25 protein-coding genes are annotated in these 26,536 nt (G+C 34.9%); 21 read left to right on the top strand and 4 right to left on the bottom strand.

The window, feature by feature from the left end:
• Nucleotides 1-36: 36 nt before the first annotated feature.
• Nucleotides 37-1,980: a molecular chaperone DnaK gene (gene dnaK, locus NTZ27_05530; protein ID MCX6174194.1), complete on the top strand. Its 1,944-nt coding sequence runs from the start codon at nt 37-39 to the stop codon at nt 1,978-1,980.
• 33 nt (nt 1,981-2,013) lie between these two features.
• Complete coding sequence (locus tag NTZ27_05525) at nt 2,014-2,406, top strand: Hsp20/alpha crystallin family protein (GenBank protein ID MCX6174193.1); 393 nt, start codon at nt 2,014-2,016, stop codon at nt 2,404-2,406.
• A 77-nt stretch (nt 2,407-2,483) separates the two neighbouring features.
• Here the strand turns inward: NTZ27_05525 and NTZ27_05520 are convergent, their stop codons facing one another.
• Nucleotides 2,484-4,532 (bottom strand): T9SS type A sorting domain-containing protein, encoded by a 2,049-nt coding sequence (locus tag NTZ27_05520; GenBank protein ID MCX6174192.1) that lies wholly within the window; start codon nt 4,530-4,532, stop codon nt 2,484-2,486.
• A 241-nt stretch (nt 4,533-4,773) separates the two neighbouring features.
• On the opposite strand from NTZ27_05520, the gene NTZ27_05515 reads away from it, so the two are divergent.
• From NTZ27_05515 to NTZ27_05495, 5 genes are read left to right on the top strand one after another with little or no spacing between them, the layout of a single operon-like run.
• On the top strand, nt 4,774-6,756 hold the full coding sequence (locus NTZ27_05515; protein ID MCX6174191.1) for a M1 family metallopeptidase: 1,983 nt from the start codon (nt 4,774-4,776) through the stop codon (nt 6,754-6,756).
• Complete coding sequence (locus NTZ27_05510) at nt 6,753-7,646, top strand: hypothetical protein (protein MCX6174190.1); 894 nt, start codon at nt 6,753-6,755, stop codon at nt 7,644-7,646. Before NTZ27_05515 ends, NTZ27_05510 begins: the two co-directional genes overlap by 4 nt.
• A gap of 11 nt (nt 7,647-7,657) precedes the next feature.
• Nucleotides 7,658-8,203 (top strand): peptide deformylase, encoded by a 546-nt coding sequence (gene def, locus NTZ27_05505; GenBank protein ID MCX6174189.1) that lies wholly within the window; start codon nt 7,658-7,660, stop codon nt 8,201-8,203.
• A gap of 45 nt (nt 8,204-8,248) precedes the next feature.
• Nucleotides 8,249-9,199 (top strand): methionyl-tRNA formyltransferase, encoded by a 951-nt coding sequence (fmt, locus tag NTZ27_05500; protein ID MCX6174188.1) that lies wholly within the window; start codon nt 8,249-8,251, stop codon nt 9,197-9,199.
• Between the two features lie 10 nt (nt 9,200-9,209).
• Nucleotides 9,210-10,190, top strand: coding sequence for a cysteine synthase family protein (locus tag NTZ27_05495; GenBank protein MCX6174187.1), 981 nt, complete (start codon nt 9,210-9,212; stop codon nt 10,188-10,190).
• Between the two features lie 91 nt (nt 10,191-10,281).
• Here the strand turns inward: NTZ27_05495 and NTZ27_05490 are convergent, their stop codons facing one another.
• The 3 genes from NTZ27_05490 to NTZ27_05480 form a co-directional block, all read right to left on the bottom strand.
• Nucleotides 10,282-11,622, bottom strand: coding sequence for a hypothetical protein (locus NTZ27_05490; GenBank protein ID MCX6174186.1), 1,341 nt, complete (start codon nt 11,620-11,622; stop codon nt 10,282-10,284).
• 19 nt (nt 11,623-11,641) lie between these two features.
• Nucleotides 11,642-12,100: a c-type cytochrome gene (locus tag NTZ27_05485; GenBank protein MCX6174185.1), complete on the bottom strand. Its 459-nt coding sequence runs from the start codon at nt 12,098-12,100 to the stop codon at nt 11,642-11,644.
• A 97-nt stretch (nt 12,101-12,197) separates the two neighbouring features.
• Complete coding sequence (locus tag NTZ27_05480) at nt 12,198-12,614, bottom strand: hypothetical protein (protein ID MCX6174184.1); 417 nt, start codon at nt 12,612-12,614, stop codon at nt 12,198-12,200.
• A gap of 247 nt (nt 12,615-12,861) precedes the next feature.
• Here NTZ27_05480 and NTZ27_05475 point away from each other — a divergent pair, with 247 nt between their 5' ends.
• From NTZ27_05475 to asnS, 14 genes are all read left to right on the top strand, one after another.
• Nucleotides 12,862-14,220 carry a pyridoxal-phosphate dependent enzyme gene (locus tag NTZ27_05475; GenBank protein MCX6174183.1) on the top strand — a complete coding sequence of 453 codons (1,359 nt, stop codon included), beginning with the start codon at nt 12,862-12,864 and terminating at the stop codon, nt 14,218-14,220.
• A gap of 89 nt (nt 14,221-14,309) precedes the next feature.
• Nucleotides 14,310-15,443, top strand: a complete 1,134-nt coding sequence (locus NTZ27_05470) for a cystathionine gamma-synthase (GenBank protein MCX6174182.1) — start codon at nt 14,310-14,312, stop codon at nt 15,441-15,443.
• Nucleotides 15,444-15,587: 144 nt separating this feature from the next.
• A complete protein-coding gene (locus NTZ27_05465) occupies nt 15,588-16,142 on the top strand; it encodes a transposase (protein MCX6174181.1) in 555 nt (184 codons plus the stop codon).
• A gap of 467 nt (nt 16,143-16,609) precedes the next feature.
• Complete coding sequence (locus tag NTZ27_05460) at nt 16,610-17,464, top strand: T9SS type A sorting domain-containing protein (protein ID MCX6174180.1); 855 nt, start codon at nt 16,610-16,612, stop codon at nt 17,462-17,464.
• 255 nt (nt 17,465-17,719) lie between these two features.
• On the top strand, nt 17,720-19,042 hold the full coding sequence (locus tag NTZ27_05455; protein ID MCX6174179.1) for a PLP-dependent transferase: 1,323 nt from the start codon (nt 17,720-17,722) through the stop codon (nt 19,040-19,042).
• A gap of 72 nt (nt 19,043-19,114) precedes the next feature.
• Nucleotides 19,115-19,849 carry a peptidoglycan editing factor PgeF gene (gene pgeF, locus NTZ27_05450; protein MCX6174178.1) on the top strand — a complete coding sequence of 245 codons (735 nt, stop codon included), beginning with the start codon at nt 19,115-19,117 and terminating at the stop codon, nt 19,847-19,849.
• Nucleotides 19,850-20,767 (top strand): EamA family transporter, encoded by a 918-nt coding sequence (locus NTZ27_05445; protein ID MCX6174177.1) that lies wholly within the window; start codon nt 19,850-19,852, stop codon nt 20,765-20,767. It begins immediately after the preceding gene.
• Nucleotides 20,764-21,132 (top strand): dihydroneopterin aldolase, encoded by a 369-nt coding sequence (gene folB / locus NTZ27_05440; protein ID MCX6174176.1) that lies wholly within the window; start codon nt 20,764-20,766, stop codon nt 21,130-21,132. The genes NTZ27_05445 and folB overlap by 4 nt, the downstream gene beginning before the upstream one ends.
• Nucleotides 21,122-21,625: a 2-amino-4-hydroxy-6-hydroxymethyldihydropteridine diphosphokinase gene (folK, locus tag NTZ27_05435; protein ID MCX6174175.1), complete on the top strand. Its 504-nt coding sequence runs from the start codon at nt 21,122-21,124 to the stop codon at nt 21,623-21,625. Before folB ends, folK begins: the two co-directional genes overlap by 11 nt.
• 1 nt (nt 21,626) lies before the next feature.
• Nucleotides 21,627-22,271 (top strand): deoxynucleoside kinase, encoded by a 645-nt coding sequence (locus NTZ27_05430; protein ID MCX6174174.1) that lies wholly within the window; start codon nt 21,627-21,629, stop codon nt 22,269-22,271.
• Between the two features lie 3 nt (nt 22,272-22,274).
• The gene (locus tag NTZ27_05425) at nt 22,275-22,496 is read left to right on the top strand and encodes a hypothetical protein (protein ID MCX6174173.1); all 222 of its coding nucleotides are present in this window, start codon (nt 22,275-22,277) and stop codon (nt 22,494-22,496) included.
• Nucleotides 22,496-23,590 (top strand): glycosyltransferase family 9 protein, encoded by a 1,095-nt coding sequence (locus tag NTZ27_05420; GenBank protein ID MCX6174172.1) that lies wholly within the window; start codon nt 22,496-22,498, stop codon nt 23,588-23,590. The genes NTZ27_05425 and NTZ27_05420 overlap by 1 nt, the downstream gene beginning before the upstream one ends.
• Nucleotides 23,577-25,136: a Ppx/GppA phosphatase family protein gene (locus NTZ27_05415; GenBank protein MCX6174171.1), complete on the top strand. Its 1,560-nt coding sequence runs from the start codon at nt 23,577-23,579 to the stop codon at nt 25,134-25,136. The genes NTZ27_05420 and NTZ27_05415 overlap by 14 nt, the downstream gene beginning before the upstream one ends.
• Before the next feature lie 100 nt (nt 25,137-25,236).
• Complete coding sequence (gene asnS, locus NTZ27_05410; protein ID MCX6174170.1) at nt 25,237-26,535, top strand: asparagine--tRNA ligase; 1,299 nt, start codon at nt 25,237-25,239, stop codon at nt 26,533-26,535.
• The last annotated feature ends 1 nt before the right edge of the window (nt 26,536 follow it).

Below are 26,536 nucleotides of genomic sequence, written 5' to 3'. Positions count from 1 at the left end.
TTCAGCTCTTTTATAATTCAAAAGGAGAAAAAGTAAATGGGTAAGATTATAGGAATTGACCTTGGCACAACTAATTCTTGTGTCGCGGTTATGGAAGGAAATGAACCGGTTGTTATTCCAAATTCAGAAGGAGGAAGAACTACTCCATCGGTTGTTGCTTTTACCAAAGCTGGTGAAAGAGTTATCGGTCAACCGGCAAAAAGGCAAGCTGTTACTAATCCGAAAAACACAATCTTCTCGATTAAAAGATTTATGGGAAGAAAAAGGGAAGAGGTAGATACAGAAGCGAAAGAAGTTCCATACAAAGTCGTTGCTGGTGATAATGGTTCAGCTCGTGTTGAAATTGGTGATAGATTATATTCTCCACCGGAAATCAGTGCGATGGTTTTACAAAAAATGAAAAAAACTGCTGAAGATTATTTGGGACAAGAAGTGACTGAAGCTGTAATTACAGTTCCAGCGTACTTTAATGATGCTCAGCGTCAAGCAACAAAAGATGCCGGTGAAATAGCCGGGTTACATGTAAAGAGAATTATAAACGAACCTACTGCTGCAGCTCTTGCTTATGGTTTGGATAAAAAACATAAAGATCAAATTGTTGCTGTTTATGATCTTGGCGGCGGAACTTTTGACATCTCGATTTTACAATTAGGCGAAGGTGTGTTTGAGGTGAAGTCAACAAATGGTGATACACATCTTGGCGGCGATGATTTCGATCAGCGTTTAATTGATTTCTTAGCTGATGAATTTCAAAAACAAGAAGGAATTGATTTGCGCAAAGATCCGATGGCTCTTCAAAGATTAAAAGAAGCTGCCGAAAAAGCTAAAATCGAACTCTCATCTTCAATGCAGACGGATGTTAATCTTCCGTTCATCACTGCAACACAAGATGGACCGAAACATTTGAACTTAAATATCAGTCGAGCAAAGCTTGAACAATTAGTTGATGATTTAATCCAGAGAACTGTAGGACCATGTGAACGTGCTATAAAAGATGCAAACGTTACTCCATCTCAAATTGATGAAGTTATTTTAGTCGGCGGTTCAACACGTGTTCCAAAAGTTCAAGAGCTTGTAAAAAAACTTTTTGAAAAGGAACCTCATAAAGGTGTTAACCCGGATGAAGTTGTTGCAATTGGTGCGGCTATTCAAGGTGGTGTTCTTTCCGGTGATATTAAAGACGTTCTTCTTTTAGATGTAACACCACTTTCACTTGGTATTGAAACTTTAGGCGGCGTATTCACAAAACTGATTGAAGCTAATACAACAATTCCAACCAAGAAGAGTGAAGTATTTTCAACTGCTTCAGATAATCAACCATCAGTTGAGATTCATATTCTTCAAGGCGAAAGACCGATGGCAGCTGATAACAGAACACTTGGTAAGTTTCATCTTGATGGCATTCCGCCTGCTCCTCGTGGAATTCCTCAGGTCGAAGTAACATTCGATATTGATGCTAATGGAATTCTACACGTTGCAGCTAAAGATAAAGCTACCAACAAAGAACAAAGTATAAGAATTACTTCATCGAGCGGACTTTCAAAAGATGAAGTTGAAAAGATGAAACAGACAGCTAAAGAACATGCAGCAGAAGATAAAAAGAAGAAAGAAGCTGTCGAAGTGAAAAATCAAGCTGATAATCTTGTCTTCCAAACCAAAAAGCAAATTGAAGAGATGAAAGACAAAATCACATCAGATCAGAAGAATCAACTAGAAAGTGAAATCAAAAAAGTTGAAGATGCATTAGCCACTAATGATACTGAAAGAATAAAGTCTGCCACAGATGGTTTAACAAAAGTATGGAATGAAATCTCACAAAAATTGTATCAGCAGCAAGGTCCAACCGGCGGACAACCTGGCGGTGAACCGCATAGTGAAGACCAACAACAGACTTCTCAACAGCAATCTACTTCTGACAAAAAAGATGATCGAGAAGTTCAGGATGCTTCTTATGAAGTTGTTGATGACGACAAAAAATAATTATTAATTACACAAAATAAATTGGAGGTCAATATGACTGAAAATCAAGAAATGGTAGAAGTAAAAACAAATAGAACCTGGGATGAAGCTCTCGAAAAAGAAGCTTGGGTAGCTCCATTAGTTGATATTTATGAAACTGCAGATGATTATTTCTTGACAGCTCAAATGCCGGGAGTTTCGAAAGAAAATGTTAAGATTAAAATGGAAGAAGGTCATCTGGTTATTATGGGAAGAATAACTTTTGAGGAAGTTATCAACCGCAAATATGTTTTGCAAGAAACCGAGATCGGTAACTTCTATCGCAGATTCAAAATTTCTGAAAGCATTGATGAACAAAAGATTGATGCTAAATTGGAAAACGGAATTCTTAATGTTAAACTTCCTAAACATGAAAGAGTAAAACCGAAGACGATTGAGATTAAGTAAACAGTTTGCAGTAAGCAGTATTAAACTAAAAATCCCGCTTAGGCGGGATTTTTTATTACGTTAAATATTTTCTAACCTTATTTAAGGTAAATCATTTTCTTCGCTTGTTTGTCAAAAGGTGTTTGTAGCTGATAAAAATAAATTCCACTTGCTAGATGTTTTGGCTGCCAGAGAATATTATAAAATCCCACACTTGAATAAGTCTGAGAAATGCTCTCAACTTTTCTTCCTAAAAGATCGAATATTGATATTGATAGATTGCATGGTTCACTGACATAGACTGCAAATGTAGTATTACTTCTAAAAGGATTGGGATAATTATAAAGCAACTGTGTTTGTACTAGAGAAGAATTGTCAACGAAATAATAAGTACTTTTGAGAATATTCGGATAAGGTTGAGTCAAAAACAATGTATTGTTGGATACATCAAAGTCGAGATAACCAAATGAATTTGTAATGTTATTATTAGCATCGAGTAATGAAAAGTCTTTACCGAAATTGCCACTAACATAAATTGAAGAACCGAGAACGAACATTTGACTAGTTCCTGAGTATACTATTTTTTTTATAGGACCTGAATTAGCCGTAAGATTTATTCTTTTTAATCCATCAATATCATATTGATAAAGACCGCTTTTAGTACCAATGAATATATTGCCCCACGGACTCATTGAAAAGGTTAAAATCGGTGCATCCATATTAAGAAAAATACTATACATATTACCAAGGTCAGTAGTTTTATAGATTATGTTGTCATAAGAAAAGTAGATCTCATTTGCCGAAATTGCAGATATGGACTTATTCGGACTGTAATAATTACCTGACCAAATCTTAAACCAGCTTACACCATAATCTGTGGATCGCCATAAAATATGATCTGCGTCAAAAAGAAAAAGTATGTTATTGAATTCTGCAAACGCGATATCATATATCCGACCCGCATTGGAAAAATAAATCGGTTTCCATTGCACACCATCGTCTGAATATAATACTCTCCATTCACATTCGATAAAAATTCGATTTTTTGAATTGATAAATATAATATTACCAAACATTGGGGTAGGGAGACTTATTTCTTTCCATGAGTTTCCCTGATCCGTAGTAACGTAATGTGCACTACCGCCATCCGAAAAAATAAGACTATTACCCCAATGAAGTATTTGATTAAATGAAAAAGCTGTAATGCCAATCGATTTTTTATATAAAACCTTGTTGACCTGATCATATTTTTCAATGCCATCATTTCCTCCTATACAAAAGATATTGTTCAGATCATCATGCCAAAATTTTAAGACGGGATATGGTACATTCCCCACATTTTGCCATGATTTACCTCCATCTGAACTCGAAAATAAATTAGTTTCTGTACATACATAGATTACACCATTTTGGTCTACTAAGACTCGGTAGATCTCCCTGAATGGATCACGCGGAGGGAAGTGAATAGTATGATCATAAATTATTTCCCAACTTTTACCACCGTCACTGCTTTTATATAAATCCCAATTTACTATAAAATATATATTATTATTTGAATCCACTATAAAACCTGAATCCCAATTGAATAATATTTTAGAACTATGCCATGATTTACCCATGTCGCTTGAATAGTAGACACTATCAGTGGCAATGACAAAGTTGGAATCTTTGACCATGCAGAAGTACTTTATATATCTATTAAATGATTTAAAAACTTCCCAAGTTTGCCCGATATCGGTTGATGAATATATCGTCCCGCCGTTAATCCCAAAAAGAGTACCGTGAGAATCAATATTGATTTGTCTCTTAAAAGGAACAGCCTGCCAGTTTGATATAATCGGATCAGATATATATAAGTTTTGACCCCAACCCGAAATAAACAATCTTCCGGAAGGATGTATAAAAATTTCCCCCATCCCCTCATTTACATATTGGGATATGTGAACATAAGTCCAATGCTCACAATTATCCGTTGAAGTAAATAAACCATTTTGAGTGGCCGCATAATAGCTACCTTTAAAGTCTTTCTGCATATCTAAGACATATCCGCCATATGGTCCATTAGTTGGTTGCCAGTTGATTTGCGCATGAGAATTTAGAGACATCTGTAATAAAAAAAATAGCAACAAGCTTTTTTTTGTGAGCATAATATCCCCAATGATCAATGAGTAATATTTTCCAAAAATTTTATGTTGGTGTCCTTCTGGGAGAAAATGGTGATTGTTAATAATAGCATTGTGAAAAAAACTTTAAACCCTTTCATAAACCCCTCAATATTATTGACCACTTAATAAACATCAATGAAATATTTTCAATTGTCAACATAATTATAATAACTCAACTATCTGTATTAATTGCAAAAGATACGTGCAATTTTTAACTTGCATTATGAAGAACGGATTTACGGTATTCATATTATTGATTTTTTTCAGCGGGTTACTCTACCTATCCGAAAACCATTCCAAATTTGTTCAAGTTAATGATCTTAATACTTCGGTTGATTACAAAGATGGTATTCTTAAATCAGAATACAATAAAGTAGATCGTATTGCCAATTATAATATTGATGTAGAATTTAATCCGGCATCTAAATCAATTTTAGTTAATCAAGAAATAATTTGGATCAACAGAACAAAATTTTCTACATCAGAGATACAATTCCATTTTTACGCAAACGCATATAAAAGTAATAATACACTTTTCGCTAAAGCATATTCACTTAGCCCCGAAGCACAAACGCAAATTGATATCAAATCATTTCAAGTTAATGGTGAATCATCACAATTGGTCTACTTCCAACCTGAAATTGCAAATCCGCATGATAGCACTGTCGCAAAAGTATTATTGAATAAAACAATTGAGCCGGGTGACAGCGTAAGAATAAATTTTGAATACACAATGAAAATTCCGCGCTCAATTAAACGAATGGGTTATGCTACAGGGAGAAATTTCTTTTTTGTTTCGCAGTGGTTTCCAAAAGTTGGTGTTTTCGAAAACGGGAAGTGGGTCTGCAGTCAATATCATCCTTATTTAAATTTTTATTCTGACTTCGGCGATTACTCGGTAAAAATAAAAGTACCCAAGAATTATATTGTTGCTGCCACCGGAGTGGAAAAGGGAAATATTACTGATGAAAAAACTATTTCTTACAATTTTGTTCAATCCGGCGTACATGATTTTGTTTGGCTTGCAACAGATGAGATTCTTCACCGCAATAATATTTATACTCGCAAAGACGGCTCAACAATAACTATTCAAGCTTATGTACAACCGGAACGGGAAAGATATTTTGATCGGTATTTTACTGCTGTTAAAAATTGTTTGGAGTATTTTGAAAATAATATCGGAATTTATCCTTACCAAAATGTTTCTCTTGTTGATGTTCCAAGAACTTCCGCATCGGGCGGTATGGAATACCCAACACTTTTCACAGTTGGATCGGAACTCTTTGCGCCTAAAGATGCCGGGCAGCCGGAATATTTAGTTACGCACGAATTCTCCCATCAATTTTTTTACGGATTGATTGCCAACAATGAAGTTTATGAAGCTTGGCTTGATGAAGGGTTCACTTCATATATTTCGACTAAAATAATGTATCACTATCAACCGGAGATTTTTGAAACTTTTAAGTTTGCAACTTATATTCCTGTGTTCGGACTTGATTTTTTATCTTATAATGAAATTCCTTTAATCTACACTTTAGCTGATGTAAAGGTACCAGAAGGCGCTCGAAGTATTGCAAGCTATTACAAGAATTTAACAATCGGTTCAATAGCTGATACTTCTTACAAACTTCCAACCCGACTTTCCTATGTAGTGAATTCTTATAACAAACCTGCATTAGTCCTTCACACCCTTGAAAGGTATCTCGGGCATGATAAGATGATGAATATTTTAAAAGAATATTACAATGAATATAAATACAAACATCCAAAAGGAGCCGACTTTATAAATATTGTAAAACGAAATTGCAATGAAGATATGAGTTGGTTCTTTGATGAATTTTACCGCGCTCCCAAAACTTTTGATTATCAAGTAACTTCCATTAAAAAAACATCTTCTAATGAATATGAAATTCTTGTAGAAAGATTAGGCGACGGAATATTTAAGAACGATGTTGCTCTTTATACTGATAAGGATACTCTTTATCAAAAATGGGATGGTACAGAACGATGGAAGATTCTTAAATTCAAAACCAATAATGAAGTCATTGCGGCTGAAATAGATCCATACAGAAAAAATTTATTAGATATTAACTTTGCAAATAATTCATTAACAGTTTCTCATAGAGTTTGGGCATCGCTTTCACTTTCAATTCGATTTTTCTTCTGGGTACAGAATGCATTAATGATACTTGGAAGCATCGGATGATAGAAAGCATTAAACAGATATTGATCAACGGAGTGCGTTCAGTATTTCACAATGTTAAATTTGTTATTCTGATGTGGGTTATGAATGCTGCATCTGCATTGGTTCTTGCTGTACCGGTTTATAATATTTTATTGGATAATATTGGAACATCGTTAACTAGCGATCACCTCGCACATTCTTTCGATTACTTCTGGTATCTTCAATTCAGAAATCTTTATACTATTCAACTCGATCAATTACCGCTGGGTATTTATTTTACTGTTGGTATTTATGCGCTGGTCCAAACTTTTTTTCTGGGCGGATTGATTTCAGTATTCCACTTTCCGGACAAAAATCATACTGTCGATTTTTTCTTTGGCGGAGTAAGGTATTTTGCAAGATTTGTTAAAGTGCTTTTAATATCACTTTTATTTTTTGCTGCAGCTTTTAAGATTAATTACTACATCGGAGAATTAATAACTTTGCTATTGAAAAATTCTGAAAACGTTACTGCGGATTTTATTAGCAAATTCATTCGATATGTTCTAATGATTTTCTTTATCGGCATTGTAACAATAATTTCAGATTACTCAAAGATTTCTTTGGCAGTTAGAGATAAGACGCAAATATTTAGAGAAATTTATTATGCTGTCGTATTCCTTAAAAATAATTTTAATAAAGTTTTTATTACTTTCTTAATTGTTGCAATAATAGGTGCATTTGGAGCTGTTGTCTATAATGTAATAGGAAGATTTATTCCACGTACACCATTCTATTTTCTAATACTCATCTTTATTCTTCAGCAAATGTTAATTATCTTTCGATTGTTAGTGAGAATGCTTTTCTATTCAACTCAAGTAAGTTTATTTAAGGATTTAAGTGCAGATACTATCAAAGTTGATTCACAATAATTGAAAGTTACATGGCAATAATACCAATTACAGTTTACGGCGATAAAATACTTAAGCAGAAGGCGAAAAAAGTTAATGCCGTTAATGATGAGATTATAGATAAGATCAGAAATATGTTTGATTCGATGCGCAATGCTCGTGGAATTGGTTTAGCTGCTAATCAAGTTGGTTACCGTGATTCTATCTTTGTCTTAGATCTTAACGGTACTGAAGGATATGATAATTTTAAGCCTGTTGTAATGATTAATCCGGAAATTATTTTACACTCTGATGAAAAAATTATTTTGGAAGAAGGCTGCTTAAGTCTGCCTTTAGTTCGTGCTGATGTTGAGCGATCGCAGGCAATTAAAGTTCGCTATCTAGATTCGGATGAAAATATAATTGAAATTGATGCCGATGACTTGCTCGCGAGAGTTATTCTTCATGAGTATGATCATCTAATCGGCAAAATGATTCCAGATCGTGTGGCTGAAGATGTTAAGAAAAATCTGCAAAAAGATTTATCTAATATTATAAAAAGGGAAGTAGAGATTGATTATCCGATCACAGAAGTTTAATTCAGTTCAGAAAATATCCCATCTTATTTTTTTGATGAGTTGGAAATGAAAATTGTTTTTATGGGCACACCGAAATTTGCAATTCCTTCTCTACAAAAAATTTTAGAAAGCAAGCATCAAGTCATGGCAGTTGTATCTGCACCTGATAAAGAACGCGGCAGGGGAAGACAAATTACTTATTCGCCTGTAAAAGAATTTGCTTTGGAAAATAAATTAGAGGTTTACAATCCGGTTTCACTAAATGATCCGGATTTTATTTTGCAGTTGAAGGAATTACAACCGGATTTATTTGTGGTTGTCGCTTTTCGCATTCTTCCAAAAGAAGTATTTACAATTCCTGCAAAAGGATCATTTAACTTACATGGTTCACTGCTTCCCAAATATCGTGGCGCTGCACCAATCCAATGGGCATTAATTAACGGTGATAAACAAACCGGAGTAACAACTTTTTTTCTAGAAGATAAAATTGATACCGGGAATATTATTTTACAAGAAAAACTACCGATAGATAATGAGGATAATTTTGGTTCACTGCATAATAAAATGATGATGCTTGGATCTGAAGTAGTTCTTAATACAATTGATCTAATTGATTCCGGTAACTATTCACTAACAAATCAAAACGATTCATTAGCATCGCCCGCACCCAAGATTACAAAAGAAATTTGTGAAATCAATTGGAATAAAAGCGCGCTCGAAATTCACAATTTTGTGCGCGGACTTTCACCTTATCCTGGCGCATACTTCAATTATAATGGTAAATCATATAAAGTATACAAAACAAAACTAATTGAGAATGACGAATTGAAAATTGAAAATTCTGATGTTCATTCTCCATTCTCAATTCTTAATTCTCAATTAACTTTTAAGCAGACCAAAAAAGAAATTTTTATTCAAACGAAAAGCGGTGTACTTCAAATCCTTGAACTTCAGCCTGAAGATAGAAAGCGAATGACTGCGGAAGAATTTTTAAGAGGTTACTCTCTAATTAATTGATGGAACAATGATGAGAAATAATCGTTACGAAAGTGTAATTGATGCTATCGGCAGAACGCCGATGGTAAAGCTTGGCAACATTTCAAAAGGATTGAAAGCAACTATTTGGGCTAAGTTAGAATTTATGAATCCCGGCGGTAGCATTAAAGATCGAATTTCGAAATACATGATTGAAAAAGCTGAGCGGGAAGGAAAGATTAAACCCGGCGATACAATTTTAGAAAACTCTTCCGGAAATACTGCAATGGGTTTGGCAATTGTTTGCAGACAAAAAGGTTACAAGTTGAAAATTGTAATTCGTAACACAACCAGCAAAGAAAAAATTAAAATGCTGGAAGTACTTGGTGTGGATGTAGTAAAAGTTGATGCTACGTTACCACCCGAACACCCGGAATCTTATAATCAGTATGCGATAAATTTAGCTAAACAAGATTCGTCGCTTTATTACATAGACCAACATAACAATTTAGATAATAATGAATCTCACTATATGACGACCGGACCGGAAATATGGGAACAGATGGATGGTAAGATTGATTATTTTATAGCAGCAGTTGGAACCGGCGGAACTTTATGCGGTGCGGGAAAGTTTTTAAAAGAAAAGAATCCTAACATAAAATTAATTGGTCTTGATCCGATTGGTTCTGTCTTTTATGATTGGTTCAAAAATAAAAAAATGATAACACCAAAATGCTATTTAGTTGAAGGAATGGGTGATGAGTTTTTAATTCGCACAGCACAACTTGAAATGCTTGACGACATGATGCAGATAGAAGATAAAAAAGCATTCGGCTGGACAAAGAAACTCGCGTTCGAAGAAGGGATTCTTTCAGGCGGATCGAGCGGCGCAAATATTTGCGGGGCAGTTCATCTCGCTAGGGAATTAAACCGCGAAGCAAATATTATTACAATTATTTGCGACAACGGTTATAAATATTTTTCAACTATTTATAATGATGAATGGCTTGAGAAAAATAATTTAGTTTTATGAAAAACTATGATTCTTTTACACTGAACAAAAAATAATAATTACAAAAAGCATTTCAAAAAAAAGCCCCAGGTTATGGGGCTTTAGTAAATCATTAAAACGCTACCCAGCAGAGCAGGTATAAAGTATTGTTATCAGAAGCATTTCTTCCTTCACCGTCATAGTTATTACTGCCACCGTTAAACTTATTATAAGCAACATATTGCACAGCCAATTTAGTATTCAACCAAGGTAGATAGTCAAATTCTGCAGTGAAGCCTCCGCTGTCGGGTAATCCATTAGCACTTCCCGAAACACTCGTCGGTGCATATAAGATAGCATCGCCGTCACCTGTCATTGAAAAATATCCTAAGGAAAATCCGATCTGAGAATGTAAATAGTAATTACCCACTACACGGAAAGAATTTAATTTTCCAGATGCATTAAATGCATTTCCATTTGCTACCGATGCATCAAGAGTTCGCGATTCATGAATCCATGAACCTCGTGCGGATAACATGTTTGCACCAAATGTTTTTTCAAAATTCAGATCAAATCCAACATCTGAATATTGATCTGTTAGTCCTGAAATTCCGGCCGGATACATAGTAGCAGATAAACCGAACGTTCCAAGCTCCAAGTAACAATCTTCAAATTGTTTTTGAAGAGCTATGCGCCAGTAAGGAGCGAAGGATTTTAAAACTCCGGCTGATGTACTATCAGGCGGGTTATGGCTTCCTTGCTGTGCTGATTTATAAACACTGAATTCTGTGTACAGCAAATTATTCCACATACTGAAAACTCCAATTCCCGCAACGTTCTGTGCTAAACCTCCATCTATCAAAGGAGAAGCTGAAGGTGTGGGAGATACTGAAGAACCGGCATATGGGAATCTCCATGCTGGTACGGTATTCCATAAATCTTGAACTGTAGGATTATTATTTAAGGTTACACCGTAAGTAAAACTTTCTGAAGCCAATTCAGTTTGGTCTGCATATCTGATTTCTGCATTATCTAATTTGAATGCACCATCCTGATCGCTATAAGTAGCTTGAATAAAGCCACCAACCTTTGGTGTTAACGCCCCTGCTATAAAAAAGCTTAGTTGCTGTGGAAGTGAAAAATTTCCATTCTGCGTTGCCGGCTGTTCTTTACTTTTATAAGTATATGATGCCTGAAGCATTGCAGAAAACGGAGACGATTTTGGTAAACTTAGAATTGTTGTTTCGCTATCAGCTTGAGCCTGGATTGTTTCTGTGGCAACTAAAGTAAATCCGTTTAACTTAAATTGTCTTCCAAAAGCATTTAGCTCCGGAAAAATTGTATGACAAGCATTGCACGACATACCTGTTTGCCGAGCAAAACTGGGGATAGCTTGTGTTTGGTTGGAAAAAAATAAAAAAACAGCTAAAAGAAAAAGCGGACGAATAATACCTGTGTTTTTTTTAGGACCCATATTTTCCTCCTTTCAAGATTTATTTCTTATTTAATTGACGAATGTAGTTAACTAATGACCAGCGTTGTTTTTCTGATAGAGCTGATTTCCATGAAATCATTGGCGGTTTACCTGTAGTGATTTTCCAGTATAATGCGCCATCTGATTGTTCTTGAACCAGTTTAGATGAAAGATTTTTCGGTTTTGGATTTAATGCTGCGGCTGCCGGTCCATTGCCTTCACCTTTATCACCATGGCAACTGGAACAATTAGTATTGTATAAATTTTTACCATCTTTGATAGCCTTTGCATCTTCTACCAAAGGATTTTTTAATTTATCAACAAATTTAGGTGCGTTCCAATCAGTACCGCCAACTTGGTAGCATAATACTATTTCATCTTTAGCAGTTTTAAAATTTGTTCCCGTGGCTAAAAAGCTTGGAACAAGTACGCATAGAATTGCAAGGATTGTAATTTTTTTAATTAAATGGCCTTTCATTTTTTATACTCCGTTTAAAAATATTATGAAAAAGGTTACGTTTATAAATTTTACAGTACGCAAACCCTATAAATTAGTAAGTCAGGAAAAACAGAATTCAAATCAAAAAATTTTTCAATCGAATGACTTTTTCAATAGGAGGATACTGAGGGGACATGTTATTAAGTAAGAATGTTTTTCTGGTGATAAAAGTTCCAGGTAAGTGATCTATATGTAAGTTGGAATTGGCACGGTCTTGTATCCTATGTGGTTTTACGTAATCATCATAGTCTAATAAATCATAGTCGTAAGAATCCATATCAATATTATTTATTGCAGGAGATGATAAATTATTTTCAATTTGATAAGCGATAAGATTGGAAAATTCATTCTGCGAATTAGGTTTGATATCCTTCTCTTGACTTGTTGAATCTAAAGCGAGTGAAAAACTTGAACAAATAATAAATACAACCGTTACAATTAACGTTAGTAAAAATAATTTGTTTCTTTTATTTGCTATAAAGTCACTGTTCATTATTCGTATACTATTTTTTTTGATTTCTTTAATTTCGCAAACCACTGAAGATATAATCAATGTCACAAATCGTTTTGATGTAAATATTCATATTCGGTCACTAATTACATTATTTTATATTTATTATACTATAATATACAACTAAATCTAAAGAATTGAATAGTGCCGATATAGAATCCTAAAAGTTATTTAATTAATTTTCATTGCAATTTTTAAATGAAACTTTTTAAGAGAAAGGATAGCTTGTTTGGAATATAAAAATTCAATTCTAGATTTGATCGGCAAAACTCCGCTAATCAAACTTTCCAAAATTAATAAAGGTCTTAAACCACAGATCTTTGCTAAACTCGAATCCGCAAATCCTGGCGGAAGTGTTAAGGACCGCATTGGTTACAACATGATTGTTGATGCCGAGAAGAAAGGGATTCTAAAACCCGGCGGTTGTATTGTTGAAGCTACAAGCGGAAATACCGGAATTGGACTTGCAATAACTGCAGCTGTTAAAGATTATAAATGTATCTTCGTTTGTACAGAAAAAGTTAGTTCTGAAAAAATAAATTATCTAAAAGCATTTGGTTCCGAAGTAATAGTTGTTCCAAATACTTACGAACCGGATCATCCCGATTATTATGTTAATGTTGCAAAACGGATTTCAAAAGAGACAGGCGCTTTTTTTGCTTATCAGTATTCAAATCCATCAAATCCGGAAATACATTATAAAACAACTGGACCGGAAATTTGGGATCAAACCGATGGAAAGATCACACATTTTGTTTCAAGTATTGGTACAGGCGGAACAATAAGCGGTACAGGAAAATTTCTCAAAGAAAAAAATCCGAATATAAAAGTAATTGGTGCTGATCCGCTTGGTTCAATATTTAAACATTACAAAGAGACGGGCGAGATAATTAAAGGAACTCCATACCTCGTTGAAGGCATCGGGCAAGATTGTTTGCCAGAAAATGTTCACTTCCAGTACATTGATAAAATATTAAACATAAGCGATAAAGAATCATTTGCTGCTGCTAGAAGACTTACAAAAGAAGAAGGAATTTTCTGCGGAGGAAGTACCGGGACTATTGTTCATGTTGCTTTGGAAACTGCAAAAGATTTATCCGAAAATGATGTGATCGTTTTTATAGTGTGCGATACCGGTGAGCGTTATTTATCAAAAGGACACAATGTTGAATGGCTGAAAGATAACCGAATGCTCGATACTGAAATTAAAACTCTGCGTGATATTTCTTATGCCAAAAAGAAAAAAGGGAACGAAGATATTGTTTATGTTCACGATACAATCCTTGTTCGAGATGCAATTAAGATCATGAATGAAAAGGTATTTTCTTACATACCGGTACTTAATGAATTATTACGCCCGGTCGGAAGTCTCCGTGAGAGCAGACTTATTTCTAGAATATTAGATGACAAAAATATTATGGATAAAAATATTAAAGATGTTATGGAAGAAAGTTTTCTTGTTATAAATGCGAAGGCAAGTATAAATGAAGTTCGCCGGGCATTAAAAGATGCGCATGCAGTTTTAGTATCGGATTTTGGAAGGATCACCGATATTATTACACGTTATGATTTAATAGATTTTGAATGATGAAGCGTGAAAGGATTATTTTTTCTTAAGATTTTTTTAAACAACTTAAAACTAATAACTCATAATTATAAATTAATAACGAGAGTAACATGGGCTTTTCAACAGATGCAATTCATGCGGGACAAATTCCCGATCCGACAACCGGTGCAATTACAACGCCGATTTATCAAACTTCTACTTATGCTCAAGATGCTCTGGGCGTTAATAAAGGTTACGAGTATGGACGTACGCACAACTTAACACGCCAAGCACTCGAAAAAAATATCGCAACTCTTGAAAAAGGGAAGTACGGAATTGCATTTGCATCCGGACTTTCATCTGTTCAGGCAATTCTTGGATTAGTTAAATCGGGTGATCACTTAGTTGTTTCAAATAATGTTTATGGAGGCACTTACCGATTAATGGAATTGATCTTTAAAAATTACGGATTGGATTTTTCATGGGTTGACACAAGCGATACGAAAAATATTGAAAGCGCAATAAAGAAGAATACAAAAATAGTTTACATTGAAACACCGACTAATCCGATGCTTAACCTAACGGATATTCAAGCAGTTGCAAAAATTTGCAAAGCACAAAATCTTATTTGTGTAGTTGATAACACATTCATGACACCATATTTTCAAAAGCCATTGGAACTTGGTGCCGATGTTGTTCTTCACAGTACAACAAAATATTTGAATGGGCATTGCGATGTTGTCGGCGGAATGTTGATCACAAATGATGAAAAGATTCATGAGCGATTGCGCTATTTGCAGAATGCAGTTGGTGCGGTCCCTTCTCCTTTTGATTGCTGGCTTACACTCCGCGCAACAAAAACTCTTGCTGTTAGAATGAAACAGCATAACGAAAACGCAATTCAAATTGCCGAATACCTTTCAACTAAATCTTATGCGAAGAAAGTAATTTATCCCGGACTTAAATCTCATCCTCAGCATGAGCTTGCAAAAAAGCAAATGAGCGGATTCGGCGGAATGATCTCAGTGGATTTCGGAAGTCTTGATAACGTAAAAAAAGTTATAAGTAAATTAAAAGTAATTACTCTTGCAGAAAGTCTTGGCGGAGTTGAAAGTTTACTTTGCCATCCCGCATCAATGACGCATGCTTCCGTTCCGAAAGAAGAGCGTGATAAGTTAGGTATTACAGATGGTCTGCTTCGTTTTTCTGTAGGCATTGAAGATGTGGAAGATTTGATTACGGATATTGAACAAGCGTTGAAATAACATTTTTTTCGTCACGGTAGGACCGTGACGTCCGGGCTTGATGTGACGACCATTCACATCGGTGTCCGGACCATTCACATTGGTGTCCGGACCATTCACATTGGTGTCACGGACCATTCCGTGACACTTTAACTTTTGATTTATATGGGGCGTAGAGGAAGAACATATTTAACCGACGAGAATTTTTTCTTCGTTACTACTACAGTAGTTAAATTTCTCAATGTGTTTTCTGATCCAAAAGCTTGTGATCTTCTAATTGATAATATTAAATTTTATCAAACAAAATATCATTTTACAATTCTTTCTTATGTCATAATGCCTTCTCATTTCCATTGGATTGTTGAAGTGCAGCCTAAGTCGGGAACGATATCGGAAATTATGCGGGATATTAAAAAGCGTTCTGCGTGGGATATTATGGAATACCTGCAGCATAACAATTTGTATAATGAGGTTTTTGAAGCTGAGGCAAAACTATATTCTGATCAGGATAGAAAATTTTGGATGAAGAGATTTGATGATGAAGTGATAAGAAATCAAAAAATGTTGTGGACAAAGATAAAGTATATTCATAATAATCCGGTTAAAGCGGGAATTGTTGAGCGACCTGAAGACTATAAATACTCAAGTGCAAGAAATTATATTAATGACGATCATTCTATTCTTTTGGTTGATACTGAAATAGCCGGAATTGAATTATAATTTTTCTTCGCCACGATAGGACTGTGGCTTCGGGGCTACTTTTCTTCGTCACGGTAGGACCGTGACGTCCGGGCTTGATGTCAGACCATTCACATCGGTGTCACTGGGCATCCACATTGGTGTCACGGACCATTCACATTGATGTCACGGACCATTCCGTGACACTACTAACCACAGGCAATCTATATGTAGCTATTAAAAAAATATAAGTATTGACATAAATTTCCTTTTACGCTAAGTTGAGTTAGTACCAAAAACACTTCTTTAACTCGGGGTACTTTGTTTGAATAAATGAACAAAGAAAATAGATTTGCCTTTTTTGTCTTCACATTTTAAAAATAGTTGGAAACATCTATCCCTCATAGACGAAAGTATTTGTAAGGAGACTGATTGCTTATAATGTATATTATAGGAAACTAAATAAAGGAGGGCGTATGAAAGCGCTATCGAAATATTTTCTTGTTCTGTTGTTTTTCTGCCTTCCTGTTTTAACTCAAAGCCAAACTCAGGAGGTACAGTCTGTAAATGGATGGAAATATGGTCCATCGGCTGAATTGACGGATTTTTCTAAAACAAAATCTTTCTTTTTTACAGACCACAATTCGCAGGTATTTGTTAATTATGGAAGTACCAAATATCCTGCGTATTGGAATTTCCAAGTGACTTGGTATAAAGATTTTTCTGGACCTTTTACAACTCCGGATACAATATATCTAGATTGTAAGTTTCTCTCTGGTCTTTCTGGAATAAAAGAGATAAATGTTTACATTGCCGTTCAAAATTCAAACAAGTATTATTTTATTGGAACTCAACATATTTTACCTTCGAATTTTGTCTGGAAAGCATTATCTTGGGATATGAAAATGGTTAAAGATTTTGGGTTAAATTCTTTCACTAGGTTTTATATCGCATTTCAGATAGTAACTCAGGATTCTTGTTATGTGGGGGCTGACATTGTGGTGGATAATTTGAGAGGATATTACAATGATTCACTAAAAACTATCGTTTATGACACTTTTGGGGATATAACAAAAGTCACCGATGAAAATCGAATTCCAGAAGGATTTGTTTTAGAGCAAAATTATCCTAATCCATTCAACCCAACAACAAAGATTAAGTATTCCATTTCAACTTCTAGCCAAGTTAGTGTAAAAGTTTATGACCTACTTGGTCGAGAGATAGAAGAGTTAGTAAATGAGTACAAGATTGCTGGAAACTATGAAGTTCAGTTTAATGCTTCAAGTTTTCCTTCCGGAGTTTATCTGTACAAACTCCAATCTGGTTCTTTTATCCAAACAAAAAAAATGTTGTTCTTAAAATAATTAACTGGTGTTCTCAGAACCTCGAAGGTTTTCAAATAACCTTCGAGGTTGCCGGAAAATTTAGATTGCTTTATCATCATTCTTCGACAAGCTCAGAATGACGATTCGCAATGACAAACTTCAATCTTCTTATTACTCAATTGCTGTCACGGACCATTCCGTGACACTTAAACTTACTTCTTAATTCTTATTTCTTCCGACCAATTTTATTCCCATCCGTTATTTCCGTAATTTTGTTTAGTAAATGGAGGCAATATGTCGAACGAAACTAAAACAAAAAAGAAAAATCAAGTTGATGATTCAAAATATTCAATGGATACGCATCTTATTTATGGTAAGAATGTAAGTGATAGCTGGGACTACTCGCATCATGTAACCGCACCAATCTCATCCTCAACAACTTTCCGTTTAGATTCTGTTGAACGCGGTGCGCAAGGTTTTATGCAATTTGCAAATTCTGAACTGCTTGGTGATAATGCCCCGATCTTTATTTACGACCGTCTCGGTGAGCCGAATAAAGATATGCTCGAAGAAAATTTGGCTTATGTTGAGAAGGGAGAAACTGCCGTAAGTTTTGCAACAGGTATGGGCGCAATTTCTGCTATCCTTGGTGTTCTAACAAACAGCGGAGATGAAATTATTACTCACACAACTTTATACGGATGCACAATTTCTCTTTTCAATAATTGGTATCCCAAATACAAAATTAAAGTATCGCCGATTGATCTGACACAACCTAAAAATATTCTCAATGTTGTAACTGAAAAAACAAAAGTAATTTATTTCGAAACTCCAGCGAATCCTAACATAGAGATTGTTGATGTTCGTGCTCTTGCAAATGTTGTAAAAGATATCAACAAAACGCGCAATGAAGAAGATCAGATCAAGATTGTTGTGGATAACACATTCGCAACACCATTTTGCCAGAGACCAATCGAATTGGGTGCTGATTTTGTTGTTCATTCACTAACAAAAGGAATCGGCGGATTTGGAACTGATATGGGCGGTGTTGTGATCGGGAAGAAAAAATACCGTGATTTAATTCTGCTTTACAGAAAAGATTTTGGCGCAGTGCTTAATACAAAAAGTGCTTGGGCAATACTTACTTATGGATTACCGACTCTTGCACTTCGTCAGCGTCATCAAATTAAATCTGCTACACGTATTGCAGAGTTCCTTAATGCACATTCCAAAATTGAGTTCGTAAATTATCCCGGATTACCAGGTTCTAAGAATTATGAAATTGCAAAGAAACAGATGATAGATTTTAACGGCAACTTTGCGCCCGGCAGTATGCTTTATTTTGTTTTAAAAGGAAACTCTCCTGCTGATAGCAAAGAGAACGGAAGAAAATTTATGGATTACGTTGCAGATAACGCATACACTATGACTCTTGCAGTTTCACTTGGACATACGCGCACATTGATAGAACATCCAGCTTCGATGACGCACTCTATAGTTCCGCCGGAAAAATTATCTGAACGCGGAATTGATCCTGGCGGCGTTCGTTTGGCAATTGGTCTTGAAAACACTGATGATATTTTGCTCGATCTTGATGAATCACTAAAAGTAATTTAGCCCCTTACGACCCCCTTTAGTTCCCCATCCTTTGTTAAGGAGGGGGATATGGGGGAGGTCTAATAAAATAATATGCAAATAATTAAAAGTTCACTCTTTCAAAAATTTCCGGAAATTATTTTTGGCTTAAGTACAAAGATCGGATTGGATCGTACCGAGCCATTTTATTTTAACATGTCGCTCACTGTTGGCGATGATAAGGAAATTGTCCGCGCAAACCGTGAAGCTTTCTACAATGAACTGGGATTAACAACAGAACAAATTGCAATCCAGAAACAAATTCATTCCGATATAATTACGATTGTTAGCGAGCCTGGACTTGTCGGCGAGAGCGATGCAATGATCACAACTCAAAAAGGAATAGGTCTTGCAATATCAACTGCAGATTGCACACCGATTTTTATTTATGATAGAAATAATCAGATCATAGCGACAGTTCACTCCGGTTGGCGTGGAACTGAAAAACAAATATTACGGAAAACAATTTTAATTCTATTAGAACAATTCAATTGTTCATCAAACGATCTGCTTGTTTATTTAGGTCCGTCTATTTGTCAAAAGAATTATGAAGTCGGTGATGAAGTTGCAAAACATTTTCATCGTACATATTTAAAAAGTATTGATCATAAACATTATCTTGATATAGTTGGAATGAACAAAGATGTACTTTTAGATTTAGGGATTCGAGATTCTCATATTGAAATTTCATCTTTATGCAGTTATGAAGTAGAATATTTACAATCATATAGAAGAGACGGGAAAAAATCCGGGCGCGCTCTTGGTGTAATTGCTATGAAAGGGAAATAAGTGTTTACAGAAAAATTTAAAATCGCTGCGGGATATGTACTCATCTGTTTGATCTGGGGCTCAACATGGCTTGCAATTCGTCTTGGGCTTGGTTCACTTACACCTCTTATTTCTGCCGGTTTACGATTCTTCCTTGCATCACTATTTGTCTATGGAATGATGCGGATAAAAAATATTTCACTTCAAACCGATCAGCTTTCAATAAAACTTTATGCCGTGCTGAGTTTATTTTCATTTGTAATCCCATACGGATTAGTCTATTGGGCAGAGCAATATATTCCATCAGGTCTCGCATCAATCGTATTTGCAGTCATGCCGTTCTTTGTAATACTTTATTCGATGATTGCATTTAAAAAAGACAGTGTTACATTTCATCAAATCTTTGGTTCAATTTTAGGTTTTAGCGGTATCGTAATAATCTTCTCAGAAAATTTATCGCTTGATCTATCACAACAACTTCTGGGAATTATTGCTCTGTTGATCAGCGCTTCAATACAAGGTGCTATCGGAGTTACGATAAAAAAATACGGGCATCATTTAAACCCACTCTCAATGAATTTCATACCTCTATTCTTTGCCGGATTGATCTTGATAATTATATCATTTCTCTTCGAAAATTCTTCAACATGGGTATTTGATTTCAAAGCGGTTGCATCCATTACCTTTTTAGCTTTTTTCGGAACACTTGTTACATTCACTACATACTACTGGTTATTGAAAAGGATGAACGTTGTAATCCTTTCACTTTCAGCGTTTATTACTCCGATAATAGCGGTTATTCTTGGCTGGCTGATTATGAAAGAAAATTTTTCTTTTCAAACTCTTGCCGGAAGCGCATTAGTGCTAATCGGAATTTTATTTGCTAACTTTAGAGGGTTAATGAACTACTATCAAACTAAAAAGAAATTTGCTAAATGATCAATATTATCAGGATAAAGAACGCTTCATTTTATGCATATCATGGTGCTCATCAAGAAGAGCAAAACATGGGTGGAAAATTTGAAGCTGATGTTGATATCTACACCGATTTTTCTTCCGCTGCAAAAAAAGATGATCTTAAACTCACGATCAATTATACTGACGTTTATAAGTTTATAAATCAACTTGTTCATGAAAAGAAATATTATCTGATTGAAACTCTTGCAACTGTTATTGCAGATTCTCTCTTAAAAAAATATTCTGAAATTAAAAAAATTGCTGTGCGAGTACGTAAACATAGTGTTCCGGTCGGCGGTGTACTCGATTGTGTTGAAGCTGAAGTGATCAAAGAAAATGGGGAGTAATGTTTATCTTGGTCTCGGTTCAAATAAAGGAGACAGATTTAATTATTTAGTAAGTGCTGTAAAATTAATCTGCCAAGATAAAAATTGTAGGTTAACAAAATCTTCATCCGTTTATGAAACAAAACCATACGGTAATTTAGATCAGGACAATTTTTATAATGCCGCTATTTTAATTAATACGGATTACGAATTAGAAGCTCTATATTATTTTCTAAAGGAAATTGAAAAGAAAGTTGGAAAAAAAGAATCTGAAAAGCGGTGGACTCCAAGAGAAATTGATGTTGATATTCTTTTCTATAATAACTTAATTTATAACAGCGAAATATTAACGGTGCCGCATAACGATATTATGAATAGAGATTTTGTTATTGTTCCATTGATTGAAATTGCCGGCGAGTTTGTACATCCGGTTCTGAATAAGAAATTGAATGAGATTAATCTTTCTTTAATTGAAAAACATATAATTCAAAAACTTAATTATAGATTATCATAAATTGTCAGAGATTAGATACATAGCGATTGAAGGTGTAATTGGTGCGGGCAAAACTACACTTGCTCAGAAATTGTGTGATAAACTTGGCGCGAATTTAATTCTTGAACAATTCGAAGAGAATCCATTCCTTGAAAAATTTTATGACGATAGAAAACGTTTTGCTTTTCAAACGCAAATGTTTTTTCTTATCAATCGTTACAAACAGCAGCAGCAGCTAAATCAACAAGATCTCTTTTCCAAATATATTGTCTCTGATTACATATTTGAGAAGGACAGGATATTTGCTTACCTAAATCTATCAGGTGAAGAAATTAAATTGTACGAAAGTATTTTTCCACTATTGGAAAGAGATATTCCTCAGCCTGATCTGGTAATATTTTTGCAATCAAACATTGATAGATTAACTACAAACGTTAAGACACGCGGAAGACAAATAGAACGGAATCTTACTCGGGCATATTTAAGTGAACTTTCGGAAGCTTACAATAATTTTTTCTTTAAGTATAATAATACCCCGCTTTTAATAGTCAATACCTCCGAAATTGATTTTGTAAACAGAGAAGAAGATTTTGATGAACTTTACGAACAAATTTTCAGAGATGATAGGGGCTTCATCGAATATTTTAATCCAGAAGCCAAAGGTTAGAGTATGAGTTTATTAAAATTTATTCTTTGGTCTCTAATTTTCTATTTAGTTCTTAGAACTATTAAAAATGTTATGAACTTTTTAGCTCCTAATAAAAATAATCCTCCCAAGAAAAATGTAAACACTACACCTTCAAAATATAAAATTGATAAAGAAGATGTAATCGAAGCGCATTTTGAAGAATTAGATTCTACAAAATCAGAAAATCCAAAAGAAAAATCTTAATGTCCCTTAAAGATAATTTTAGAAAAGTTGTCATTAATCTTTTAGAAAAATTTTTAGCGGTTCCGGAATATTTTGATAGATCACTCGGGAGTCCAAAAAATATATTGGTTATCTGCCAGCACAATCAATTTGGCGATCTGTTGGCAAGTGTTTCTTTATTCCGTGCAATGAAAGAATCTTATCCCGATTCCCACCTTACTCTAATTGCAAGTCCTAAAAATTATTATGCAGTTGATAAGAACAAATACATTGATGAAATATTCATCTTCAAGAATAATAAACTCTTACTTCCAAACTATATATATCGTTTGAAAAAATTTCTCAGACGTGATTGGGATCTTGCAATTGTACCGGCTACAGTTTCTTTAACAAGTTGTATCCTTACCGGATTAACAAAGGCGAAAATTAAAATTGGTCCAAAAGAATCAAACGGAGATAAAAATAATCTCGCGTTTGTGTTCAATCACAGGATAAAATTAGACTGGCGTAAATGCCCGGATGCACATGTCTCTGATTTTATTCTAGATATAGTTAGACCGTTTGGAATCAAAACAAAAAATTATTCTTCGCAAATTTCGATTAGCCCTAATGATATTAAGTTTGCTCAAGATTTTATCCAGAAAATTGGCAAACAACCGGATGAAATTTTGGTTGGCATTCACATCGGCGCCGGTAAACTGCAGAACAGATATCCATTAGTTAAGTACGTCGAGTTGATTAATGAACTGAAGCAAAATTATAAAATGAAATATTATTTTACGTGCGGACGCGCTGATACTGATGAACTAAATTTTATGAGACAGCAACTTGGCAATGTTAATAATTTTTGGAACAAAACTATTCCGCAACTTGCTGCGATGATTAGTTTATCCGATCTGTTTATCACTAACGATACCGGTGTAATGCATGTTGCAGGTGCAACTGCAACTCCGCAAATTTCAATTTTTGGTCCGACAAATCCATTTAACTGGGCGCCTGTAGGTCCAACAAAATATTTTTTGCGTAAATCTGAATTTATATCCGATGTATCTGTTGATGCTATTTTGGATCTATTCAATTATTTAATAGAAAAACAGAAAAATGAAAAACAATAATCAAAATTTGGCTGCAATTGATGTAGGCACGAACTCTTTCCATCTAATTGTTGTGAAAACAAAAGAGGGTAGTGGCTTTGAAATTATTGATAGAGAAAGAGAAGTAATTCGTCTGGGTGCAGGTAGTAGCGGAAATATTAAATTTATCAAACCGGAAGTTTTTGGAAGAGCAATTGCGACTCTGAAAAGATTTAAAGGTATTGCTGATTCTCATAATGCAGTTGTAAGAGCTGTGGCTACCAGCGCTGTACGGGAATCATATAATAAGAATGAATTCATTCAAACTGTTTTGAAAGAAACTGGAATTGAGATAGAAGTTATCAGCGGTTACGAAGAAGCACGTCTTATTTATTTGGGTACAATGAAAGCTGTGCCAATCTTTAATAAGAAAGCTTTGGTGATTGATATCGGAGGCGGTAGCACAGAATTTTTAATCGGTCATAAAGGGATTTCAAATTTTTCAATTAGTCTAAAGATTGGTGCCGTTAGATTAACTGAAAAATTTTTCCCGGATTATGTTGTAACAGATTCTAGAATTAAAGAATGTAAAAAATGGGTTGAAGTTGAAATGGTCCAAGCAGTATCTGTAATCAAGAAGATGGGATTCAGTATTTGTATTGGTTCATCGGGAACAATAATGTCAACCGGTTTTATTATTCAAGCCATGCGCAAAGGGAATTCAACTCCGGGAACAATCCTAAATAATTTTGAATTTACCAGGAAAGAATTAGAAAAAGTTAAAGAAGATATTCTTAGCAGAAAAACTGTTGAGAAGAGAAAAAAGATTCCCGGACTTGATGAGAAAAGAGCGGACATTGCACCTGCCGGAATAATTATTCTTTCAGAAATTTTTCAATTATTAAATCTCAACACGCTGACAATATCGGGATATGCGCTACGGGAAGGAATAATTCTAGATTCGCTGCAAAAACTTCATGCAGATTCTTCAATGCCGAATTTGTCTGATATCAGAAATGAAAGCGTGAGAAACCTTGCCGAATCTTGCAAATATGATCATCTGCATTGTAAACACATTGCCAAACTTTCGGTTGATTTCTTTGATCAACTAAAGAATTTGCACAAGCTTGATGATGAATGTAAAGAATATCTATATGCTGCGGCTATGCTTCATGATATTGGTTATCATATTTCGCACACGAACCATCATCAGCATAGTTTCTATATTATAAAAAACAGCGAGCTGCTTGGTTTTAATGAAAATGAAATCAGTATAATTGCTCATACTGCGCGTTACCATAGAAAAAGCCATCCAAAGTCTCGTCACGAAGATTTTAATTTGTTATCACCGGCAACTCAAGAAGTGGTAAAAAAACTTTCAGCAATTTTAAGAGTTGTTGATGCTTTTGACCGCACTCATAAACAGCTGGTAAAATCAATTAAAGCAGAAATAAATAAAAACTCAATTGATCTGACCCTAAAATGTCAAAATGGAATCGTGCCCGAAATTGAATTATGGAATCTTGAAAGACGTAAAGGTTTGTTCGAAGAAGTATTCCAAAAGAAAATAAAAGTTAGTTGTATATAGTTTTTGATTTTACTAACCCGATTTAAGTTTTTCTCTCTTTTGCATTATTAACAAGCTCTTAGTTATATTTGAAACCGATTTTCAAATAAAAATTACTTAAATGAGACCTTCGGTTTATATTAAAGATCTAAAAGATCATGTAGGCAAAGAAGTTACCTTAAAAGGGTGGCTCTATAACAAAAGATCCAGCGGTAAAATCAAATTTTTAATTATGCGGGACGGCAGCGGGTATGTCCAATGTGTTGTGTTCAAAGGAAATGTTACAGATGAAATTTTTGAAAATGCCGATAAGCTCACACAAGAATCATCATTTGAAGTAACCGGAAAAGTTAAAACTGAACCGAGGTCTGTGGGCGGTTACGAGCTTGATGCCACCGATGTAAAAATAATTTCCGTTGCAAGCGAATACCCGATCACACCAAAGGAACATGGGATAGAATTTCTAATTGATAACTGTCATCTTTGGGTTCGTTCTAAAAAACAAGTTGCGATATTAAAAATCCGTGCACGCGTTGTAAAAGCTATCCGCGATTTCTTTGATGAACGAGGATTTGTATTATTCGATCCGCCGATCATAACGCCGAATGCTTGCGAAGGAACTTCTACACTTTTTGAAATGGAATATTTTGATCTCGGCAAAGCATATCTGACACAATCAGGACAACTTTACGAAGAGAGCGGTGCTATGGCACTTGGAAAAGTATATTCCTTCGGTCCGACATTTCGTGCAGAAAAATCTAAGACACGCAGACACTTAACCGAATTCTGGATGGTTGAACCGGAAATGGCTTTCTACGATCTTGATGATGATATGGATCTTGCAGAAGAATTTTTAGAGTATATTGTTCAGACAGTCCTTTCTGAAATGAAAGAAGAATTAAAAGAAATTGAACGCGATATATCCAAGCTTGAATGTGTGAAAAGACCTTTCACAAGAATATCTTATACAGAAGCTGTTGAGATTTTGAAAAAGAAAGGTGTTGATTTCCAATGGGGCAATGATCTTGGCGGAACCGACGAAACATTGATCGGTGAAGAATTCGATCGCCCGGTAATGATTCATCGTTATCCATCCGAGGTAAAAGCATTTTACATGAAACGCGATCCGGAAAATCCCAAAGTAGCTCTTGCAGTTGATGTAATTGCACCGGAAGGATACGGAGAAATTATTGGCGGAAGTCAGCGTGAAGACAATTTAGATTTTTTACTTGAAAGAATTAAAGAACATAATTTGCCGCAACCTTTTTTTGAATGGTATCTGGATTTAAGACGATTCGGTTCTGTTCCTCACGCCGGATTTGGTCTTGGACTCGAAAGAACAGTAAGCTGGATTTGCGGATTAGAACATTTACGCGAAGCGATTCCATTCCCAAGAATGATTTATAGGAATACACCTTAAG

This window comes from Ignavibacteriales bacterium, from assembly GCA_026390775.1.
Classification (GTDB): Bacteria; Bacteroidota; Ignavibacteria; order Ignavibacteriales; family Melioribacteraceae; genus Fen-1258.
The sequence above is the reverse complement of the archived record's forward strand: the minus strand, read 5'-3'. Positions and strand labels throughout refer to the sequence as shown.